The organism is Viridibacillus arvi, assembly GCF_001274945.1.
GTDB lineage: Bacteria > Bacillota > Bacilli > Bacillales_A > Planococcaceae > Viridibacillus > Viridibacillus arvi.
Window position 1 is genome coordinate 248,875 of the sequence record NZ_LILB01000005.1, and the last position, 21,583, is coordinate 270,457.

20 protein-coding genes are annotated in these 21,583 nt (G+C 34.2%); 4 read left to right on the forward strand and 16 right to left on the reverse strand.

Annotated features, from left to right (window positions below; genetic code table 11):
- Positions 1-188 precede the first annotated feature (188 nt).
- Both AMD00_RS10555 and AMD00_RS10560 read right to left on the reverse strand, forming a co-directional pair.
- On the reverse strand, positions 189-1,352 hold the full coding sequence (locus AMD00_RS10555) for a sensor histidine kinase (RefSeq protein WP_245639495.1): 1,164 nt from the start codon (positions 1,350-1,352) through the stop codon (positions 189-191).
- Positions 1,353-1,356: 4 nt separating this feature from the next.
- Positions 1,357-2,046: a response regulator transcription factor gene (locus tag AMD00_RS10560; protein ID WP_053417038.1), complete on the reverse strand. Its 690-nt coding sequence runs from the start codon at positions 2,044-2,046 to the stop codon at positions 1,357-1,359.
- A 208-nt stretch (positions 2,047-2,254) separates the two neighbouring features.
- Between AMD00_RS10560 and AMD00_RS10565 the strand changes: the two genes are divergently transcribed.
- Together AMD00_RS10565 and AMD00_RS10570 are read left to right on the forward strand one after the other, a co-directional pair.
- Positions 2,255-4,177 (forward strand): ABC transporter ATP-binding protein, encoded by a 1,923-nt coding sequence (locus tag AMD00_RS10565; protein WP_053417039.1) that lies wholly within the window; start codon positions 2,255-2,257, stop codon positions 4,175-4,177.
- The gene (locus tag AMD00_RS10570; protein ID WP_053417040.1) at positions 4,177-5,973 is read left to right on the forward strand and encodes an ABC transporter ATP-binding protein/permease; all 1,797 of its coding nucleotides are present in this window, start codon (positions 4,177-4,179) and stop codon (positions 5,971-5,973) included. The genes AMD00_RS10565 and AMD00_RS10570 overlap by 1 nt, the downstream gene beginning before the upstream one ends.
- Before the next feature lie 465 nt (positions 5,974-6,438).
- Here AMD00_RS10570 and AMD00_RS23220 read toward each other — a convergent pair whose 3' ends face one another.
- From AMD00_RS23220 to AMD00_RS10580, 3 genes are all read right to left on the reverse strand, one after another.
- Positions 6,439-6,603 (reverse strand): hypothetical protein, encoded by a 165-nt coding sequence (locus tag AMD00_RS23220; protein ID WP_157059234.1) that lies wholly within the window; start codon positions 6,601-6,603, stop codon positions 6,439-6,441.
- Between the two features lie 438 nt (positions 6,604-7,041).
- The gene (locus AMD00_RS10575; protein WP_053417041.1) at positions 7,042-8,244 is read right to left on the reverse strand and encodes an MFS transporter; all 1,203 of its coding nucleotides are present in this window, start codon (positions 8,242-8,244) and stop codon (positions 7,042-7,044) included.
- Between the two features lie 25 nt (positions 8,245-8,269).
- Positions 8,270-8,851, reverse strand: coding sequence for a TetR/AcrR family transcriptional regulator (locus tag AMD00_RS10580; RefSeq protein WP_053417042.1), 582 nt, complete (start codon positions 8,849-8,851; stop codon positions 8,270-8,272).
- A 587-nt stretch (positions 8,852-9,438) separates the two neighbouring features.
- Here AMD00_RS10580 and AMD00_RS10585 point away from each other — a divergent pair.
- Positions 9,439-9,690, forward strand: a complete 252-nt coding sequence (locus AMD00_RS10585) for a GlsB/YeaQ/YmgE family stress response membrane protein (RefSeq protein ID WP_053417043.1) — start codon at positions 9,439-9,441, stop codon at positions 9,688-9,690.
- A 593-nt stretch (positions 9,691-10,283) separates the two neighbouring features.
- On the forward strand, positions 10,284-11,789 hold the full coding sequence (locus AMD00_RS10590; protein ID WP_053417044.1) for a succinate CoA transferase: 1,506 nt from the start codon (positions 10,284-10,286) through the stop codon (positions 11,787-11,789).
- Positions 11,790-11,925: 136 nt separating this feature from the next.
- Here the strand turns inward: AMD00_RS10590 and AMD00_RS10595 are convergent, their stop codons facing one another.
- The 11 genes from AMD00_RS10595 to AMD00_RS10640 form a co-directional block, all read right to left on the reverse strand.
- A complete protein-coding gene (locus AMD00_RS10595) occupies positions 11,926-12,372 on the reverse strand; it encodes a hypothetical protein (protein ID WP_053417045.1) in 447 nt (148 codons plus the stop codon).
- Between the two features lie 152 nt (positions 12,373-12,524).
- Positions 12,525-13,010: a GNAT family N-acetyltransferase gene (locus AMD00_RS10600; protein ID WP_053417046.1), complete on the reverse strand. Its 486-nt coding sequence runs from the start codon at positions 13,008-13,010 to the stop codon at positions 12,525-12,527.
- Between the two features lie 146 nt (positions 13,011-13,156).
- Positions 13,157-13,600 carry a hypothetical protein gene (locus AMD00_RS10605; RefSeq protein ID WP_053418261.1) on the reverse strand — a complete coding sequence of 148 codons (444 nt, stop codon included), beginning with the start codon at positions 13,598-13,600 and terminating at the stop codon, positions 13,157-13,159.
- Between the two features lie 29 nt (positions 13,601-13,629).
- Positions 13,630-14,439: a DUF3100 domain-containing protein gene (locus AMD00_RS10610; protein ID WP_053417047.1), complete on the reverse strand. Its 810-nt coding sequence runs from the start codon at positions 14,437-14,439 to the stop codon at positions 13,630-13,632.
- Between the two features lie 437 nt (positions 14,440-14,876).
- Positions 14,877-15,242, reverse strand: a complete 366-nt coding sequence (locus AMD00_RS10615) for an NAD(P)-binding domain-containing protein (RefSeq protein ID WP_083446207.1) — start codon at positions 15,240-15,242, stop codon at positions 14,877-14,879.
- 358 nt (positions 15,243-15,600) lie between these two features.
- The gene (locus tag AMD00_RS10620) at positions 15,601-16,740 is read right to left on the reverse strand and encodes an MFS transporter (RefSeq protein ID WP_053417049.1); all 1,140 of its coding nucleotides are present in this window, start codon (positions 16,738-16,740) and stop codon (positions 15,601-15,603) included.
- Positions 16,741-16,922: 182 nt separating this feature from the next.
- Positions 16,923-17,453 carry a GNAT family N-acetyltransferase gene (locus tag AMD00_RS10625; protein WP_211258640.1) on the reverse strand — a complete coding sequence of 177 codons (531 nt, stop codon included), beginning with the start codon at positions 17,451-17,453 and terminating at the stop codon, positions 16,923-16,925.
- Positions 17,454-17,521: 68 nt separating this feature from the next.
- A complete protein-coding gene (locus AMD00_RS10630; RefSeq protein ID WP_053417050.1) occupies positions 17,522-18,211 on the reverse strand; it encodes an aspartate/glutamate racemase family protein in 690 nt (229 codons plus the stop codon).
- Positions 18,212-18,303: 92 nt separating this feature from the next.
- Entirely contained in the window at positions 18,304-19,191 is an 888-nt protein-coding gene (locus AMD00_RS10635) for a hypothetical protein (protein WP_053417051.1), read from the reverse strand.
- A gap of 158 nt (positions 19,192-19,349) precedes the next feature.
- Entirely contained in the window at positions 19,350-19,490 is a 141-nt protein-coding gene (locus tag AMD00_RS23225; RefSeq protein WP_157059235.1) for a GNAT family N-acetyltransferase, read from the reverse strand.
- Between the two features lie 110 nt (positions 19,491-19,600).
- Positions 19,601-21,139: a thiol-activated cytolysin family protein gene (locus AMD00_RS10640; protein ID WP_053417052.1), complete on the reverse strand. Its 1,539-nt coding sequence runs from the start codon at positions 21,137-21,139 to the stop codon at positions 19,601-19,603.
- Positions 21,140-21,583 lie beyond the last annotated feature (444 nt).

The following is a 21,583-nucleotide window of genomic DNA, read 5'->3' on the forward strand; positions in this document are numbered from 1 at the left end:
TCTTTCGCAATTACAGTCTACTTAATGAATACTACTTACTTAATCATTAGTCCCGTTTTTGATTTGCTCTTTAGCTATCCTGCTATGTAGTGTAAGGAAATTAATTCACAATCTGTTTATTGACATTAACACAAATATCCAATTAAAAATCACCTCCACTCTTAGAAATCTCTAGAGGTGAGGTGATTTTAATTAAGTACTTGTTTTGCTGTAGACCCTATGTTCAATATTACATTAAAGCAAGTTCCGTTACTTTCATTGTCAGTAACAGTAATCGTACCGTTATGCTTTTTGATAATGCTGTCAACAGTTGAAAGACCTAATCCTTTACCACCCATTTGACGGGAGCGTGATTTGTCAACTCGATAAAAAGGTTCGAATATTTCCTTTTTGTATTCGTCGGCAATGCCGATTCCTGTATCTTTAACTTTGATTGAAACCTGTTCCATACTTAATCTGTTTACAATGACTTCAACTTTGCCGCCATCAATATTGTACTTAATTCCGTTTTCCACAAGGTTGTAAAAAGCACGATACAATAGGTCGGTGTTTCCAAAAACAAAGCTATTATCACAATCTAAGGTCATTGTAATATTCTTTTCTTTAGCGATGTGTGAAAGCTCGGAAATAATATCCTCAAAAATATCCTTTACGCAAATGCTGCTTTGCTCATGATTATCGTCCATATTCGTCATATCTAAAAGGCTAGCGACGAGCCCTCTCAAGCGTTTTGTCTGATTCTCAATAACGTTAATAAGAGCATCGTATTCCTCGGTTGTATGTATTTTTTTCTTCTTAAATACATCAACTTTTGTTTGTAACACAGCAAGAGGTGTTTTAAGCTCGTGGGCGGCACTTGCAGAAAATCTCTGTTGCATCATAAAAGCATTATTCAACTTATCCGTCATTTCATTGAATGTTAGAGAAAGCTCTGCAATTTCATCTTTTGTAGGCGGCACGGATAATGTTTCAGATAAATTATGCACATTTATGTTTTTCACTTGACCATTTAGCGTATTAAGAGGCTTTAATGCCTTCCCCGAAAGATAATAGGTTAATAATCCCCCGATACCAATAACTAAAAGCATATAAATAATACTTTGAATTCTAAAATCTATTTTTGCTTTTTGAGAAGCCTCTGATGAAACAGAAGGTGTCATGCTGCTCGACGCTGCTGGAGTGCTTTCTTCAATCCATCCTCCTTCGCCGACCTCTAATGCAGGTGAAACGGCAGCTGCATCAATTATTGTAGCCATTCTAATAGCAGAAAAATTTAATATTAAGGTAAGTCCTACACAACAAACAGTTAGGAGAGCAACAGTCATAACAGTAAGTCGTAAACGAATTGGCATTTTTTTAAGCATTTTCATTATCACTCTTTTCAGATAAAAAGTAACCTTCCCCAATTTTAGTTCCAATGGGGTCATAGTTTAAAACAGCTTTTAACTTCTTTCGGAGAGTTGCAATATGAACCCGAATAGCACCACTAAAGCTATCTGCATGCTGATCCCAAACATGTTCAATCAGTTCTTCTTGGCTAACCACCCTGTCTTTGTTAAGCAAAAGATACTCAAACAATGCAAATTCTTTTTTTGTAAGTGCTATTTCTTTCTCGTTAATAACTGCAATACGCTTTGATAAATCCACCTTAATTTCACCCCATAAAAGCATACTACTTTCTTGTACAAATTTTCGTCTTAACAAATTTCGTATTCTTGCCTCCAACTCGGCAAAATCAAATGGCTTCGCCAAATAATCATTAGCTCCTATGTCTAAGCCCTTCACTTTGTCATTAACACTACTTCTTGCACTGAGAATAAGTACCTTTAATTCAGGCTTTTCATCTCGTATCTTTCCTAAAACCTCTAGTCCATCCATTTTAGGGAGGTTTAAGTCAAGTACAACCAAATCATAATTTACTTCATATAAAAGTTCGTAAGCATCTTCACCATTGTCACAAGTATCAACTGCATAACCATCTATTCTAAGCCCATCTGCAATCGCTTCTTGCAAATCAAGCTCGTCTTCAACAATAAGTATTCTCATCGAATATCACCTCTCTTTATATTGTACTGTAAGTGTGTGTTAAATCTCTGTTAAGCATTTATTTCAATACTAAGAAAACCACTTAACGGAGATTTAACATCGTTTTTTATACAATGGTGACACAAGTTCAGTTGAACAAAAAATGTATGTTCTAAAAAAGTAATTAATTAATTAATAACTAACTAACATAGTAGATAGGAGTATACAAATGTTTGAAATTAAGAATGTATCGAAACAATACAACGGCGAATTTGCCTTGGATAATATTTCTTCTAAATTGGGGCAAGGACTGAATTTTATCGTTGGTGCTTCGGGTAGTGGTAAAACGACTCTTTTGAAAATCATCAGCGGCATGGAGCAGGATTTTGATGGAGAGGTTTACTATTGCGGAAAAGATATAAAAAAATTAACCTCTAATGAAAAAAGCTATTTTTACAATAATACCTTTGGATTTGTTTGGCAGGATTTTAATTTGCTCGAAGATTTATCGGTTTTAGAGAATGTGCTGTTGCCGCAGTATTTGAAAAATAAACAAAATCAAAAGAACGCAAATAAGATTTTAAAAGAACTCAAAATATTTGACCTTGCACATCGAAAAGTGAACTCTCTTTCCGGCGGTCAAAAGCAGCGTGTTGCCATCGCAAGAGAGCTCATGAAAAACCCAAAGGTGATTATCGCTGACGAGCCAACAAGTGCATTAGATGAAAAAAACTCAGAAACAACAATGGATATTCTGAAAGCTATTTCTAAAAACAGGACAGTTATCGTTGTAACCCACGATGTCAATTTAATTGACAATGACTCAAACGTTATAGATTTAGATGAGGGGGAATTTGTATCATTACCGCAAAATAATGTAACGAAAACAGAAAAACTCACATACAGTGAAAGTCATCGCTTATCAATTAAAAACGCTTTTACAATGACCAAATCGAATGTTAAAAGTAAATTTGGCCGATTTTTTGTATCAGCCCTTTCTCTAATGATTGCAGGTATCCTTTTGCTTACAACTGTAAATGGGACGGTGGAGAGCAGCAGCCAAGGTGATTTTGATGAGCTGATTGATACTTATGGTGATGGACTTAAAGATATTAGTATAGTTAGTAGCTTTACCAGTGCAGGAGGCGTAGGCGATAATCAGGAAGAAAAGCCGAACGCAGATGTATCACAGGATATTGATGGCTTATATGATAAATATGTAGGCGATAAGCGCGTTGATTTTACTGCTTTTTTACAAGCGTTTGATAATATAAAAGTAAAAGTTAGCGGGAAAGAATATCAAATACAAGGATCAGGTACTGTTCCGACAATCAATAAGTTAGTAGCAGGAAAAATGCCTACTGGCAAAGACAACGAGGTTGTTGTTCCAGAAAGTTTTGTTAAATCAATGGGCATATCAAACGAGCAGGCAATCGGCAAACAAATTGATTTTAGCAGCGGTATTTTCAATTGGGACACAGGTGAGCCTGTTTTAAAAGACGCATCCATTACCGCAATAATCGTAGGTGTTGCAGATAATACTATCTCTTCTGAGTTTACTGTTGACGACTCTTTCTTCTTCAGCAAAGCTGCACTTCACGATTTGAGAAGACAAGCAGGAATTGAGAATGAAGCAATGAATTTTCTTATTCGAGCGAAGACGCCAACTGATATGATTTCCATAAAAGATGAGCTTAACGAACAAGGCATTGTACCTCTTGGTCAATTTGAACTTGTCGAGGATATTGTTAGATTAAATGAGCAAACAACTGAACAGTCAGGCTCAGCGAGTATGTTCATAGGGATTTTGGCTGTCGTTATGGTGATTGCTATTTCTCTGATCACAGGTTTTATGAGAAAGAGAGAATTTGCAATTTATAAAGTCAGCGGCTTTAATAATGCTCATTTTAGTCTGCTTAACTTGACGGAAAAGATAACGGAAATCATGACAGCAATTCTGTTAATGCTTGTTACATCACCCCTTATCAATATAGCTACCAAAAGCTTGTTCAACGCAAGTATTTTAAATTCTAAGATGTTGATTTCGGGCGTGCTATTCATTGCTTTAGTTGGCGTTGCAGCTTACGTTTCAACTGCTATTGCCTTCATAATGACCAAGACAACAACAGCTTTAAAGACAGGTGACAAATAATGATACAGATAAACAACCTTACAAAACGATATGATCATTCGCTTATTTTGGAGGATACAAGTTTTAACTTTCCAAGCCAAGGACTTGTTTGCCTTTTAGGTGCATCGGGTTCCGGTAAAAGCACGCTGCTTAATATGGTTGCAGGCTTCGACAGTGATTACAGTGGTGATATTACGATTTGTGGTACTTCTATCAGCAAAATGAACGCAGATGAATTATGTGCCTATCGCAGAGATAATATAGGATTTATCTTTCAAAATTACCATCTTTTAAGAGGATATACCGTTCTTGAAAACATCTTGCTTTCTTGTGAGCTAAATACTGCAAGTGAAGAGGAAAATAGAAAAAATGCCAAAGAACTGCTAAATAAACTGGGATTATCACAAAAGACTGATGAAAAAATTGAAAATCTCTCGGGCGGTCAAAAGCAACGAGTCGCTATTGCAAGAGCGTTGATTAGTAATCCTCGTATCATCTTGGCGGATGAGCCGACAGGTGCATTAGACCGTAAGAACTCCAATGAAATTATGGAGCTTTTAAAAGAGATTTCAAAAGACCGTTTGGTGATTGTGATTACGCATGACCAAAAGATTTGTAGTTTTGCAGATGAGCTCGTTCATATTGAGAAAGGCAAAATTATTGCAAAAAACACCAACACTCAAAAAGCTGTTGCTAGTGATGATAAACTCAGTTTAAATAACGCTAGTAAAGTATCTGCTTTCAAGCGGGGACTTAAGAACTTCAAAGTGAATATTACACGCTATATGGCTGTCAGTTTGGCAATTTCCATCGGTATCCTTGTATTTGTGTTGTCTTTATCTTCTGGGAATATAATGGACAAGAATATTTCGGATTTTCAAGATAAAAACACTGCCTTTAACAACGGTTATATTAAAGGTGAGGATGATGGAACAGTCATTGAATTGTTGAAATCCGATGAGCGTATCGAAAATGTGTATTATCAATACAAATTAACGGATGTTACTTTAAGGATAGATGATAAAACTGAAGCTTTAGCAGAAAAATATCCAATGGCAAAGGCTACTGAAAAGATGTCATATGGTGCTATGCCCAAAACAGGTGAAAAGGAAATAGCCCTTAGCCCAAGCCTCGCTAAAAAATTTGAAAATGATATTAGTAGTTTGCTTGGTAAAGAAGTTACCTTAAATTATGGTGATCAAAAATACACGCTTACGATAAGCGGCATCTTTAACGCAGACTACGATGATTTCTTTGTAAGCTCCAATATCGAGAAGGAATTTTATAGAAATGTTGAGAAAGAAAAAAACTACTCAATTAGTTATGATGTAAAGAACTTTGAAGATATTGTTTCAGTCAGTCAAATGCTTGCTGTCAAAAAAGTAGACAGTAAAACTGCAGCTAAAGAAGTAGAAGCTTTGCAAAATACATTTAACAATCTTAGCCGTTTGTTCTTAATCGTTTCTATTTTAATCTTAGCAATTGGTTTGTTTATCAGTTCCGTATTACTGATTAAACTGCAAAATTCAAGATACAAGGAAATAGGGCTGCTGTCCGCTTTGGGATATAATAAAGGAACAATTAGGAAAATGATTGTCAGTGAAAATTTACTTTTAGCAATAATGTCAGCTGTTTCTCAAGCTGTCCTTATTGGCGGTACGTATTTAGTCGGCATGATTTTCAATTTGGCCATGATCATCACCCCAGTACAAATAGTACTATCAATACTTTCCACAGGTGTTGTTGTAATTGTAATAAGCATGATAGCAAGCCACAAGTTAATTTCTACTGAGCCTGCTGTCGCGTTGAGAAAGTAATATATCTTATGTATTGAATACCACAGCCTTTCTGGTTGTGGTACTCTTTGTTTTCTGAGATAGTAACATACAGACTGAGTTGGAATATAACAGCGAATTTTTTACGTATGGTATGTCATCTCTTAAACCAAAACGGAAATATATTTACATGTAACGAAAGTAATGCGAGAGAGCATACAACAAAAAATTCAGCGCATTACTCAATTTACAGGAAAAGGAAGATAGCAAAAATTTAGCGACAGTGTCTTAAAAAAATTAGAAACCGCTATGAAAGCTGCAACTTCTATTGAGTCAGATGCTATGGATAAAGTAAAAGAGACAATACTTTTTATCGAGCAACATATGTAGAAAGATATATAACAAAGGCCTTCAATAAAATCAGCAAAGTGTGATTCAAGGTGTGATTCCAACTTTGTCGTAAAATCGAAACGTTTAATGGTGCCCTATATGATTTTTACTGCTTTTTCAATCTGGCTCAAATTCATATATCCGCTGAGTCCATTCGGCTATTTTCAACGATAATTTTGCAAATTGTTCATACGTTAGCTGTCCGTTTTCATGCTTGCGTTCCATACTTCTGAAATATTCGTCTTGCTGGGCCACAATAAATTCGTGCTCTTCATGTGTCATACGCTACACTCCTAATAGATAGAATCGTTTAGCTATTCATATCTATTTTCGCCAATTTAACGTTTGGTAATCCCTTTTGTAGCATTAAATAAAACTAAAATGTCATGTCGTAACTTCTCTAAATCGCTTGCCAGATGTGAGTACTCTGTTTTAGTTGTTCAAGCATTTACTTCAGTCTCAATTTTGAGCTGCTATTTGATTTTGCAATCTAAAGTTTTCATTTTTCATTGGGTAGTAACTCCAAGATAACAAAAACTTTTTTAATATCGATAATGTCTAACCTATATTTGCCTTCATACAGACAACTGCAACAAGTACAGTTTGTCCATATAAGTAAATAAAAAAGACATAAACTAAACCCCGAATAGGATCACTTTTTAAGTGTCCATTATTCGGGGTTCAGTTCACATCTTCAGAAGGTGCCTCAAGCTTATCTAATTATTCGGCTAAGCTTTCTGCTAATTTATTTTCTTTCCAAATAAATGTAAAACCTAGACCGATGACCAAAATAACAGCTGCGAAAAGATATGGATAGTTTATATTTACGTCAAATAGTATTCCGGCCATTGCTGGTCCGACAATATTACCTAAGCTCGTATAGGTTGAGTTCATTCCAGCAACAAATCCTTGCTCTTTTCCGCCTGCTTTGGATAAAAATGTCGTCAATGCTGGGCGAAGCAAGTCGAATGCTAAGAAGATAAAGCAAGTAACTGTCAGTACTGCCAAATAGCTAGAGATCATGGTAGAAGCCACCGCCAATATAGCACCTACAATTAAACATAATTGGATCAATTTCTTTTCACCAAGAATATCTACTAATTTTCCGAACATAAATACTTGCACAACAACACCAAAGATTGAGCTTATAGTAATAATGGCTGCAATGTCTTTCGGCGTGAAGCCAAATTTATGATCAGAAAATAAGCTAAAAACTGTTTCATATGCTGATAAACCGAACGCCAGCACAAATACAATGATAAATGCAATAAAGAAAACCGGATTAAGTGACTTTTTTAAATCGCCTATAAAGTTTGTTTGCTTATTATTATCAAAGTTTTCAGCAAGTTGTTCTTTTGTTAACGGCTCTTTCAGAATAAACATTGATGAAATGCATGCTAAAAAAGCAATGCCGGCCGCAAAGAAGAATGGCAAGCGTATACCATATTCAGCGATGAAACCACCAATACCAGGTCCTATAATAAAACCTGTGCTAATAGCGGCAGAAATATAGCCCATTGCTTTTGGCCGTTCCTGAACTGATGTAATATCTGCGACATATGCAGTAACACCTGGCATAATAAAGGCGGCACTAATCCCCCCTAAGATTCTTGATAAATAAAGTACCGATACGTGAGTACCTACACCAAAGATTAGTTCTGAAATACCAAAAAGGAATAATCCGAGTGTAATGATTTTCTTTCTGCCGTAACGGTCAACCCAACGCCCTGCAAAAGGTGACATAATCAGTTGTGCTACCGCAAATACAGCAATAAGATAGCCCATCGTACTTCCTGATAAATGCATGATATTCATAAAGGACGGCATAACGGGGATGATAAGCCCTATTCCAAGAAACGGAATGAATATATTGCTAAGCAGAATTATTAATACTGCTTTTTGATCTTTTATTGGTTTCTTCATGTATTAACACCTCTTTCTGTATGATTCAATGATGTGATATTCCCCTCCAAAACACTGTCCAAGAGGCTTCTAATTTATCATTTAGCCGTTTTTCATCATTGCCGTAAACAAGTTCCAGCAAAATGGAATCGACTACTCCTAAGAAAGCATAAGTCGGCGTTTCAGCTGACTCACCAATGATTAATTTATCATTAATCCAATCCTGAAAATTTCTTTCCAGTACCCTCTGCACCTTTTCCTCGATGTCAATAACTTCTTGTTCGATTACTTTTTCAAGATGGGCTGGTGGAAAAAAAGACATTCGTAGCCAAAACTTTAACTGCTCATTTTGTTGGAAAAGATTGATGATCAATTTTAGAAATCCGTACAAAACTTTTTCGGGATTTTTTTTATCACCTTTACTGAAATATTGAAGTTTTGAAGATAGTTCTGTCTCTTTCGCATCTCGTAAAACTTGCAAAAAAAGATCATCTTTTCCTTTAAAATGGGAGTAAATAGATTGTTTTTTCATGCCGACTTCCTCAGCTATTATAGAAAGGGATGCTCCTTCATAACCATGAATTGTGAAATATTTAAGAGCTGCCTCCTTAATTTCATCGCTTTTCAATAATGTCACCTCAATTAATTTACCCGAACGAACGGTCGTTAGTTATACTAGCAAATCAAATAAATAAATGCAAGTGGAAAACACTCATAAATTGTGAAGTTTTGGTGTGAATCTTATAAGGATGAAGCAAAGGAAAATTGTTGAGGGAAAATGGTCCATTTTATGCATCTGTAGAGAATAAGAAAAGGTGTAGCAACATGAGAAATAGTCGCTTATGGCCTATATATGAATTTAACAATGAAATATTGCAAATCTTACTCTTGATAAACTCGTAGAGGCTTTGCAAGTAAACATTTATCTAGAAACATTCAATTATACTCACCTAGATTATCGGATATGGCTGAAATCACTTATTTTTTCAACTTTACTTCATTATTAAAATATTTCCTTCAAGTATGATGTTATTAACTCTCTATATTCTAGTTAACTAATCTTTTATTTTTTTGATCTTCTAACAAATAAATAGCTATAGCCCTCACCTAGACAGAAACCAGAGTTGAGTTTGAAAATTATTTTACTATTACAATTTATGTTTCATATTTATTTTATCGGGAATAAGTACACCATGATTATAGGGAGGTTTATATATGTTTAGTTTTATATGGTATCTTATTATTGGTGGGATTTTAGGTTGGTTGGCAGGCTTAATTCTTGGTAAGGATATTCCAGGAGGAGTTATAGGTAATATTATCGCAGGTATTATTGGTGCCTGGATAGGAGGAACTTTATTAGGACAATGGGGTCCAACATTAAGTGACTTCTATATTATCCCAGCTTTAATTGGTTCTATCATATTAATTTTCTTTGTAAGTTTCATCATGAGGTTAATGAATAAGTAAAAAATAAAAACCTGGGCTCATTGCTCAGGTTTTTTTTTACTAGTAGGTACATTTCTAGCATTATTAAGACTTAGCTATTTTCAATGTTTAGATTGTAAGATCATTCAGTTATAATCTTTCTTTTTTTATCAATAAAGAAAGAAAAAAGATATCCAGCAGTCCAACCAATCACCAATAATGTAAACACTTCAAAATTGAATTTACCCAAATAAAGGGATTGGATTATTAATACTAATGTTATAGAAATTAACGAAATAAAATAGTTTTTTATGAATAGAAATTAGAGAGATTCTAACACGTCTATTGTAATCTTTTCCTCTTCCATTACAGTATAGTATTTGCGAACTTATCATAAACTATATCAATAATATATCAATAACCTTTATATTAATATCTCGTATATATTCCCTATGTTTTCATCTAAAGTAAAGTACATTCTCAAAAAAAGAATATATTTTAAAAAAAATTAAAATATTTCTGTTTTTTAGTCATATTTTCCCTTTGTCTCGAATATATGAATCATATGGTGGTTTTTGAATCATCCTTGCTATGGATAAAGACTGTAGAAAACGAAGCACTTAGGAGGAGTTAAGATGAAAGCAACGATTGAGAAACGTTTAGGTTTGAAGGAATTAGCGGACAAAGTTGTTTCTGCAGAAGAAGCTGCAGCACTAATTTCAGACGGTGATGTAGTTGGGATGAGTGGGTTTACTCGAGCTGGGGATGCAAAAGTTGTGCCACTAGCACTTGTAGAACGTGCTAAAAACGAAAAATTCCAAATCGATGTTTATACAGGAGCTTCTCTTGGCCCTGAAGTAGACCGTTATTTGGCTGAAGCTGGCGTTATCCGTAAGCGTGGACCATATCAAGGAGAACCGGCATTACGAAATCTCATCAATAAAGGTGAAGTTCTTTATGTTGATGGTCACCTTTCTCATGTTGCTGAATTAGTCCGACAAAATATTTATGGACCTATTAAATTTGCTATCATTGAGGCATGTGCTATTACGAAGGATGGTTATCTAATTCCTACAAACTCGGTTGGAAACTCACCGATTCTTGCAGATTATGCAGAAAATATTATTGTAGAATTAAACATCTCATGCTCTGAGTCTTTCATTGGTATTCATGATATTTATGTACCTGAAAAGCAAGGTGAGCGTGGTCCAATCCCAGTGATAAGTGCTACTGATCGTATTGGAGAAATTGGCATTAAAGTTGATCCTAAAAAAATTAAAGCTATTGTCATTTCACAAAATACTGATGCTCCTTCTTTAATCGTGCCTCCTGATGAGGAAACAGATATTATGGCCAATAATCTACTTAATTTCTTACGAGATGAAATTAAGGCAGGTAGATTAACTTCTAAACTCGCTCCTATACAATCTGGTGTTGGTTCAGTAGCAAATGCTGTTTTACAAGGATTCCAAGATTCAGAATTTGAAGATTTAGAAATATATTCTGAAGTACTACAAGATGCTGTCTTCCATTTAATCGATGCAGGAAAAGTAACATTTGCATCGGCTACTTCGATTACATTATCTGAGGAACTAGGAAATGAAGTATTTGAAAATATGGACAAGTATGCTGATAAACTATGCTTACGACCACAAGAAATTACTAATCAACCTGAAATAATCCGTCGTTTGGGTCTAATCTCAGTTAATGCGGCACTAGAGGCTGATATTTACGGTAATGTCAATTCAACACACGTCTCTGGTACGCGTATGATGAACGGTATTGGCGGATCTGGTGACTTTGCCAGAAATGCAAGATTAGGTATTTTCGTAACGAAATCTTATGCTAAAGGTGGCACTATCTCATCTATTGTTCCAATGGTCTCACACGTAGATCACACGGAACATGATGTTGATGTTTTGATTACTGAGCAAGGAGTAGCTGATCTACGCGGTTTAGCTCCAAAAGAACGCGTGCCTTTAATCATTGAAAATTGTGCACATCCTGATTTTAAAGAACAACTATGGGCGTATTATAATGATGCTGTAGAAAAAACAGGTAATAGCCAAACACCTCATAATCTAGAAAAAGCATTTTCTTGGTACGTCAACTATGCTAAGAACGGAACAATGGTTGAGTAATTGTTCTGCTAAGTACACATTTAATCTGCTTTTCCTTTAAATAAAGCAAGAGCATCTTTCCTGTAATTGGAAATATGCTCTTTGTTTTTTTTCAATTGGCGAATAAGTAAGAATAGCCCTCAATACGGAATTGGTCTCATTTAGACATTAACGGATAAAATTGTTCGAAAAATGTATCATCTACCGTTCGAATATATGCCGTACTTCCGATAGCGCCCATGTAACTTCGCATTTCTGCATATTTATTATCATATAAAATAAACGACATTATTTCATCGTTTTCATCATTTCTGAAAACAAGTTTGTAATGTTTTTCCGTTTCCTTTATATCTAGCACCGCAGGTCTAACTTCCATCTGTAGTAATTGCTCTAGAGAATTTTGTACTTGCTTTTTATCCCTTGTTTCAAATAAATCCATTTCTGGATACTCTATTAGTAACATGTAGTCTAGAGATTGTTTATCTATAATTCCAGGTGTATCTGTTACTTCATTTAATGACTTGGTTTGGAATGTGGCATATAATCCACGACTAATATACGCTATGAGCAATACTAAAGCGAGCCCAATGATAATTCTTTTCATACGAATTCCTCTTTCCACTTTTTTCTTTACTAAGAGCAAGCGGTCCTTTTTCTATCACAGAAAATTATTAAACAAACTCTACAGTATAATTAAGCGGAGAATTATAAAAAAGAAGAAATGTAATTGAAATAAGACAAATAATTGTATTTATCTCATATTAATACATTAACTTTTAAACTCATAATAATTAATTCACCATGACTCCCCATTGTTCTAGCCCCTTCATCAATAAACCCACATTTTAGATATAAGCTTTGAGCAGCAATATTCTTTTGATTAACAGCCAAAACAACCTCTGTTATTTCCGGGAAATTCATTTTCACAAACCTTGGTAGTTCTAATAATGACTGTTTCGCATAGCCTCTTCCTTGGTAGCGAAAATCTGTGGAAAAGGTTCTAAGTAATATAGCCTTTTGATTATTAGAATAAGGCGTGACCCCTTCATTCTTATGTAAAACAAAATACGTCACTATTTCTTCATCATCTAATACTAAAATCGGATAACGATCCTCATCACTTTTTGCTAGTAAGATAGATTCTACTGGTGATCCTGTAAATTGTAATTGTTCATCCGTTAATTGATAACATGCAATTTGTGATTCATATCTATCGCTATATCTTTCTAAATGAATACTCATCTCTACCCCTCCCAATTAAATAGTATCAACAATTGGTATATATTTCTATAAAAAAATCATTATCCTTGGATGTTCTTTTTTACTTTTTCATAAAAAAAAGACCTTTCAAATTATCGATTACTCGATATTTGTAAGGTCTTTTTCTACTAATGAAACTTCCCTGTAACTCTAAAGCCGATTTCAGCAACTAAAGTAGCTAATAAGAATGTTCCTGTATAAACAACTAAAGAAATAACAACGATTCTCCAACCAAGCTGTTTAAACTCTTTCAAGTCTTTACCGAAAGACAAACCAGCATAAGCTAGAATTGGTGTTGCTAATGCCATGAAATTAATTTGACTTGTTGCTTTTACAATCGTTTCATTTCCCGGAAAAATTGGTGAAGTAACTAACAACGCAAGAAATGAAACCCAAATAACTACTGGCAATTTAATTGGTAATACTTTTTCAATTGCAAAACCACATACTGTAATTGCAACAATAATTAGCATACCAGGTAAGGCATCAATCGGTGATACATCATAGCCTACCCAGTTTCCTATAATTGCAATTGCACCAATGATAATAAATGTATATATTTTATCTAACATGAACATCCGTTCCCCCACTTCTAAAGAACTTAAGCTTTGTTTTCAGCTTTTCTAGATCTTCTACCCAAAACTGGTTCCAATTTTCTGTATAGATAATTGGTAACTGGTAGTGAAAAGAAGATACATACATAAGTTCCAACAATTGTTGTAATTAAGTTTGCAGCACCAGCAAATAGCGCAATATCATTAGCGGATTCTGGGAAAATAATAGCAAGCGCTCCTGTCATTGCTGCCATCATACTTCCTGAACCTACACCGGCACCCATTGCTAGTGAAATTGGATGGAACCAGCCAGAATTAGCTAGAATACTAGCTAAAATAGTTAGATAAATTGCACCAAATAATGTACCACACACATAAACGCCTAATGCTCCACGGCCCTCTGGTGAATCTGCACCATATTTTTCAGCAATAATTGCAAGGTTCGGCTCTCGGTCAATAGAGAATGTAGCACCTACTGCTTCACGTTTCATCCCGATTAACAATGCAATTGGTAAACCAAACACGATTGTCCCAAAGAAATGTCCTACTTCTTGTAAAGTTAACGACAATCCCGCATCCATTAGTTGCGGCAATGAAGGACCCATCAAAGTTCCAAGTTTAGCCACAAACAACATAAATGAAATACCTAAAATGTTAGCTGCAATATTCATATCTTTTTCGCTTAACAACTTCAATTTAGGTAAACTAATAACTGCACCGATTATTAATGCGTAAAGCATAGGGAAAAGTGCAACTACTCCAATACCAAGGTCAAAATTCTTTATCCCAATAAATTCAGCTACAACTACAAGTGCTAATACAATCAACTGTATTTTCCAACTTAATAATTTTTTCAAGTTATCCACCTCTATTTCTCATTTATCACCTTTGAATCTCCACTACTGATAGCCGTAGATGCTAATTCTTCAAGTATTTGACATACGGCTGTTGCATCTAGATCTCTTTTTACTGTTGTTTTAGTAGATTCATTTAATTGAAAGACGGTAGATCAAATAAACGATATTACTCCTCAGATATTACTGTTCTTGCATATAACCAAATTCCCTCTAACATTTGGTTATATACAAATAAAGCATTATCATATTGGTTGTTCAATTATCTTCCTCGAATATATTTAATACACGGTTAGCTAGTTTATATAAACACTTTTGCTACTTTTCCTTGTTTGACCCCAACTTGTTTAGTAATAAACTAAGCTTCTACTAAACTTTCTTCACTCGAAGGATTCGCCATTTTATGACAAATTTCGCAATTTATCTGAAACCGTTTTCACCTATGTAAAAATTTCTTCGCCTAACACTTCTAATATTGAACGAATTTTCTCGCATTTTTGAATATTATCACCTACCATAATAGTAAGTGTACCGTTATCAGCACCAGCAGGTTCGCCACTAGTCGGACAATCATCAAATAACAAACCTAATTCATCAGCTGGTATTGCCAAATCGATTGCAGTTTCTGCATCTGTTGTACTCATATCCATAATAATGGAACTTTTTTTTCTTATTTTAAAAACTCCATTTTCCCCTATGTATGATTGACGTACAATATCAGTCGTAGATAATGAAGATACCACAATATTCACTATTTCGGCAATGCTTTTTAAAGTATCAAAGTGAAAAAAGCCTATTTTATGAATTAAAAGAACACTTGATTGTTCGGTTAGTAGACCAAATCGCTATAGCCTATTAATTCAACTTTTTTTGGATATCCCCTTTCCCGTTATGCTTCTGCGAGAAGAGTAGCTACTTCATTTTTCAAAGTAAAAACAATCCTCAGTATTATTTTATTATTATTTAGTTATAACATTACCTATCTGAATACTCTCGTTCATAAACACATATTTTAATGCAGTTCTAAGTTGCTTCATGAATGATAGAACTATCCTCTTCCATAAATTATTCTTTCTACTACCACATTAAAAATAGTAATTTCCTCAGCAATAAACCTCCTTTTATCAAAGGTTAAAAGGAGGTTTTCATTTCACTAATCAAGCGTTATCTTTTACGATTAACAAATAACGACACTAAACCGTAAATCGTTCCTATCAAAGATATCCCCGAGATCACTAGATAGTAATGTTGCCCTGTTAGAGAGTTATATAGGAAGCCCCCTGCATATGATGAGACGATACTTGATATTCCGAAGAATAATAGTGCTAATACCGTTTGCCCTGTCGCTCTCCACTCTACTGGTACAATACGATATAAATACTGAATCGCTGCTGTATAAAAAATTGGGAAAGTAAGCATTTGTAGTAATTGTACAAGTGCTAACATTTGCGGGTCTGTAATCCATGCTGATACAAAGAATCGTACGAAAAAGAAAAATGCTGCAATAGTTATTATCAGTAGTTCTTTTCCACTACGAAGCCACCAAAAGCTAAGAGCAAAGATGATAATTTCACTTGCCGCAGAGATGAAAAATGCTTGACCTACAAGTTTTGTACTTCCACCTAATGACAGAATATGAACGCCTAAAAACGTTTCATTCATACGAGCAGGTACTGAACAGATAAACACTAATAATAAAAACGATAATGTTTGTTTATTACTTAAAAAACTCTTCAAACCTGCAATGGTTACTGGTTTTGAAGATGTTGGAGCATCGGGCATTTTCCATATAATAAGGAATCCAATAATTCCTAATATGACAAAAAGTATACCGACACTGTTATTGCCAAAGTAAGACATAATATATCCGGTAACAAGTGCTAATACCGCATAACCTAATGCTCCATATGTACGAATTGAACCGTAACTAATTTTTGCTGCTTCTGCGACTGTAAAATTCAAGCTTTCCATTAACGGGTCGATCGGCATTAAGAAGAAGTAGACGAACATGGCAAATACGACTAATAGTAAGAACCCATCAACGCTAAACAAGAAATAGCCAAATAAACTAGCTAAAAATAGTAACAGTAATAATATTTTTCGAATCGTCTTCGTCTTATCACTGATGAACCCCCATAATGGCTGCGTAAATATCGTTACAAATCCACCCGTCCCAACTACAAGTCCTATCTCACTTGGTGATAACCCCCTCTCACCTAGATAAACTGGTAAAAACGGAACAAATAGCGCAAGCATTCCAAAGAACAAAAAGTTAAATACTTTTAGTCTATGATGTAATTGCATATTTAACATCCTTTCAAATTAAATCTTTGTTTTACTAGGTATTTGAGGCTTATCACTATCGTAAAAAAGATAGGTTCCTTTTACCGAGAAATGCTATCATATCATAGTTATAGTCACAAAGTTATACCTTTTTAAACATTTTTATACAAAAATAGAAAAACTCCTAATCTACAAATTAGGAGTTACAACTTATTTTCAACTTTAAAAAGATAATGCACCATATCCCCATTGTAATATTGCTTAATAAACTCGTCTTCAATGTGCATGCCTATTCTCATAGCTACTTTTTGAGAAGCAATATTATCGTCTTTTATTATTGAATATACTTCTGGAGCTTTTAAAATATTAAAGGCATATTTTCTACAAGCTTCTGCAATTTCAGTTGCATACCCTTTATGCCAAAAATCACATTTAAATAAATAACCAATTTCTAACACTTCTCTATTTCCAACTTTTTGCATAGTTAATCCAGCTTGTCCAATCACTGTATCTGTTCCTTTTAATATAATTGCCCATAATCCAAATCCATTTTCCTGATATCTTGTTAGCTGTCTATCCAGCCAGTTTTGTGTATCTTGATCATTAAATGTATGTTCATATGCATACATGACTCTCTCATCTTGTAAAATGTCCGCCAAATCTTGAAAATCATTTTGGGCTAGCTTTCTGGCATATAGCCTTTCAGTTTCTAGAATAATAGCTTTATTTTCCATTCGATTTCTCCTTACTTTCAGTCATGTGCTAAACGTTTTTTTATTATCGTATAGTCTCATGAGCATACTTATCGCAATGCCAATTTGACTGACTCTATAGCATGAATTTTAGTAGTATCAAACAAAGGTATCTTAGTATCCTGCTGTTTTATGAGTAGACCTACTTCTGTACAGCCCAGAATAATACCTTTTGCTCCTTTTTCGACAAGTCGATCGATGGTATCTAAATACTTTTTCTTTGAGGATTCTTTTAAAATCCCTAAACATAATTCATCATAAATAATTTGATGGACAATAGCCCTTTCCGCTTCTTCTGGTACTATGACCTGAATATTGTATGTCTCCACACGTGACTTATAAAAATCTTGTTCCATCGTAAATTTAGTACCAAGTAAACCAACTTTCTGAATACTATTTGCTTTAATCTGCTTTGCAGTTGTATCTGCAATATGTAAGATTGGTATATGAATCTTTTCTTCTATCAAATCAATGACTTTATGCATTGTATTCGTACATATAACAATAAAGTCAGCTCCTGCTTTCTCTAAAGAAATTGCTGCATTTGCTAAAACACGCCCTGCACTTTTCCAATCCCCTATTGATTGAAATCTCTCTATTTCCTCAAAACCAACACTAAATAATATACACTTAGCTGAATGCAAACCACCTAATTGATGCTTCACTTCTTCATTGATGAGCTTATAATATTCTGCTGACGATTCCCAACTCATGCCGCCTATTAATCCAATTGTTTTCATATATTAAGCTCCCTCTCTAAGTCAACTATTTTGTAAAAATAAGATAAGAAGCAGATTACTTTACTAAGAATCTACTTCAAGTTTTATAGTTGTTATTTATCTAAATAACGATATATCTTCATTTGCATAGTTTCCCAGTCTTTCATCAAATCTGCTTTCTTCCTAATTTTCCAAGCATTGAATATTGTTTGTCCTTGTTTATTGAAAAATAGACCATTCCCCACATAATACGATGCATGTTGGATTACTTCATCATTATCTATCCATACTACTACGTCATCTGAAACTAGCTTTTCATCCTGTTCGTACGCCTCATATCCACATTGCTTCAATCCATTCAATAAAGCCTGCTGGTGGACCCATTCTTGCAATAACCAATCGTTTTTTTCTTCACCACTTACTCCATATAAAGTAGCCGCTAAACAATTGGCTCCTGCAGTTGTTGCATATGTGTTGGCATATGGTAGTAAATGCGGAGGTAGTTTTTCTGGTATCTCTTCACAAACGCCATCTTCCCACCACTCTGCTACCATTTTTTTAATTGTCATTTTCTTATTACTTTGAGACATGCCTTCCCACATACTACGCTGTAAAACGACTGAATCATCTATTATGTAAGCATTAGGTACATCAGATAAATCTGCAATAAAAGTTGTTGGCAATACCATTCCCCGTTCTGTCTTAACTTGACATTGTAACAAGAACGTACAAATCTCTTCAGTTAAGCTGACAATCCAGTCTTGCTGAGCCACAATTACGTGTGATGCATTTTTAATGTTCCAATATTCATAGCTATTCATTAATTCAATTTGTGTATATGACGTATGATTGAAAAATTCTGTTGATGGCATAATAAGTACATTTCGCAAATGTCCTTGGAGTTTCTCAGTATCACCTTCTGCTATAAAGAATAAATCTTTTTTAGGTACATAATCTTCAACCCACTGCTGTAAAATTTCATTTGAAGGTACAATAATCAATTTTTCCTCTCCTTTTTTGACCGTTTAATTAAGAGCTGTAATTTAATACATTTACAAGTATCTGTTCTTCAAAGTTGCTTTTTAAAGTTAGTATCAGTGATAAACGTTTATTTACCTTTATTTCTCCAATTTTAGAGAATCCTTTTTTTCATAGAAATTTACGATTGGGCAATTTTAGAACCCGTTGTCACGATGATTGTTTTGATACCTTCTATATTGCATTCGATGAAATCCAATAACATCTTAGCAATGCCTTTTCTAAAATATTTTGGGTGTACTATTAATCGATGAATATCCATTTAAGTCATCTATTATGCATGCATTAGGTACTACCGTTAAATCTACAATAAAGATTTTTGGCAACACCATACGAGAAAAGCGCCCTGTAAACAGGGCGCTTCACTTTTACCTAATGACTAATATTAGCAGTTGGGTATAATGTTGTTCCTCCAATTGAAACTTTTATTTCATTTGTTAATGGAACATTTTGTTCATTAATAATTGTTCTCCACCATTCCCATGCAAGACCTGTACATTCTCTAGCTACGACTTTTACATTTTTTGAATTCGCTGGAAGTGGTATGACTGTAGAGAAATGAGCAGTATTGTTTCTGCCGCTTCCTTCCCAAGTTTTATGGGTTAGTACTTCTTTTCCATTTTGATCAAATGAGAATTCATCCCAAGATACATCAAATTGAGCAACATATGCACCAGAATGATCAAGCGTCATTTTAGCACTCGAATATTCTGTAGTTGTAGTCTCAATATAATCTGTATTGTTATGCACAGCAGCAGTTGAGTTATCTTTTAAGAAAGTGCTTGTATATGAAATTGGGTATGCTGGATTTTTAAGACTTAATTCTGCATTATCTTTAATGATATTTCGTATTTCATTAAAATCTTTTGTAACAACCTTGTTATGCTCTTTTGAATCTCCACCTAATACTACAGCGGTAAAAGTACTGTCTTCAAAAATATCTTTGTACTGTCCACTCGTTTCCACGCTGTTATTCTTAATTAAGGCCTTAAAGGCAGCTTGTACATCTTTGCTCTTAGATGTTGTTTCTAATTTCACATAAATTGTTCTACCATAAGCTACATTTGACACCATAACAGGTGGAGCCGCATTACTTACCCCTTTACGAGTTAACTCATCAAAAGTAACACTATTATCAAAAAGATCTGATGGATTGTTAGGTAGTTCTGCACTTACGGTATAAAATATTTGCTTATATGCTGCAACCATCACTTTTTTCTCTCCACTTGCAATAGCATTAAAGTCAATGCCCAGTGAATTATCAAGAACTTTAGTGTTAACATTTAGAGTACTTGCTATTTGAGATTTACTATAAACCATAGATTCTGTATATTGCATTCTTGCAGGTAACGTATGTGTTGTTGAATACTTTTCATTCCAAGTGGATACTAAATCATCAACTGCTCCAGACACATTACTATATATTGGATTTTGGACAGTTATTGTATTTTCTTTTCTCATGCCAGGTAAGTCTATACTAATATTCAAAGGTTTTCTCTTAGCCACTAATAAACTAGGTTGATTATCTGCAAAAGCTTTATTTGCAAGTTGTACTGCTCCTGGATAAGTACGATTAGCCACAGAATCAATAATCGAAATATCGACTGGTGAAGTTGTAAGTGATTTTTTCTCACGTTCAACAACTACAAATTTACCATTTGAATTTATACTTTCTTTCGGAACAAAACTCTCTACTTTATCACCATTTACTGCTAAAACCTCTTGATTATTGTACTTTAGATTCGCTATTCCAGTATCAATACCACTAGGATTTTTTGTTGCATCAGCTGAATTATCTGTTAGTGTTTCCGCGAAAGAAATAAATGAATAATTAATAGTGCATAAACCAACTAATAAACATGCTAGTAATTTTATTCCTTTTGCATTTTTTATAATTCCCAAAAAAACCAACTCCTTCCTTAAAAATTATATCATCATATTCAGATTTTTGTATATTGATAAATTTTTTTCACGTACTCAAATTAGATAGTTTTTAAGCTACCTTCATGCACCCTGTCCTTTTTTACTTCTTAACATTTTTATGCCTATACCATCATTTTTGGGGCTTCATCCTCCCTGGTATATCATAGTAGTCAATAATTTCTGCCTCTATCTTATTCGAAGGGATTTGAATGTTCAAAACTTCAAACGCAATTTTCAGATTAGTAATATCAATCTTTTTTATCATTACATTACCTCGTTTTATTATTTCTCTAATTAATGCTTTTCTCACAATCGTCTCGCAATTTATCCATATAATCTAAATTACATGGATAAAATTATAATTCCCACCATTAAACCACCAATCCGATATAACATATAATAACATTTATACAAATTTCAATAAAAATGATT

Bases quoted from the DNA above. Each gene is read 5' to 3' on its own strand.
- AMD00_RS10555 (WP_245639495.1), bottom strand. From the start codon at position 1,352: ATGCCAATTCGTTTACGACTTACTGTTATGACTGTTGCTCTCCTAACT.
- AMD00_RS10560 (WP_053417038.1), bottom strand. From the start codon at position 2,046: ATGAGAATACTTATTGTTGAAGACGAGCTTGATTTGCAAGAAGCGATT.
- AMD00_RS10565 (WP_053417039.1), top strand. From the start codon at position 2,255: ATGTTTGAAATTAAGAATGTATCGAAACAATACAACGGCGAATTTGCC.
- AMD00_RS10570 (WP_053417040.1), top strand. From the start codon at position 4,177: ATGATACAGATAAACAACCTTACAAAACGATATGATCATTCGCTTATT.
- AMD00_RS23220 (WP_157059234.1), bottom strand. From the start codon at position 6,603: ATGACACATGAAGAGCACGAATTTATTGTGGCCCAGCAAGACGAATAT.
- AMD00_RS10575 (WP_053417041.1), bottom strand. From the start codon at position 8,244: ATGAAGAAACCAATAAAAGATCAAAAAGCAGTATTAATAATTCTGCTT.
- AMD00_RS10585 (WP_053417043.1), top strand. From the start codon at position 9,439: ATGTTTAGTTTTATATGGTATCTTATTATTGGTGGGATTTTAGGTTGG.
- AMD00_RS10590 (WP_053417044.1), top strand. From the start codon at position 10,284: ATGAAAGCAACGATTGAGAAACGTTTAGGTTTGAAGGAATTAGCGGAC.
- AMD00_RS10595 (WP_053417045.1), bottom strand. From the start codon at position 12,372: ATGAAAAGAATTATCATTGGGCTCGCTTTAGTATTGCTCATAGCGTAT.
- AMD00_RS10600 (WP_053417046.1), bottom strand. From the start codon at position 13,010: ATGAGTATTCATTTAGAAAGATATAGCGATAGATATGAATCACAAATT.
- AMD00_RS10605 (WP_053418261.1), bottom strand. From the start codon at position 13,600: ATGTTAGATAAAATATATACATTTATTATCATTGGTGCAATTGCAATT.
- AMD00_RS10620 (WP_053417049.1), bottom strand. From the start codon at position 16,740: ATGCAATTACATCATAGACTAAAAGTATTTAACTTTTTGTTCTTTGGA.
- AMD00_RS10625 (WP_211258640.1), bottom strand. From the start codon at position 17,453: ATGGAAAATAAAGCTATTATTCTAGAAACTGAAAGGCTATATGCCAGA.
- AMD00_RS10630 (WP_053417050.1), bottom strand. From the start codon at position 18,211: ATGAAAACAATTGGATTAATAGGCGGCATGAGTTGGGAATCGTCAGCA.
- AMD00_RS23225 (WP_157059235.1), bottom strand. From the start codon at position 19,490: ATGGATATTCATCGATTAATAGTACACCCAAAATATTTTAGAAAAGGC.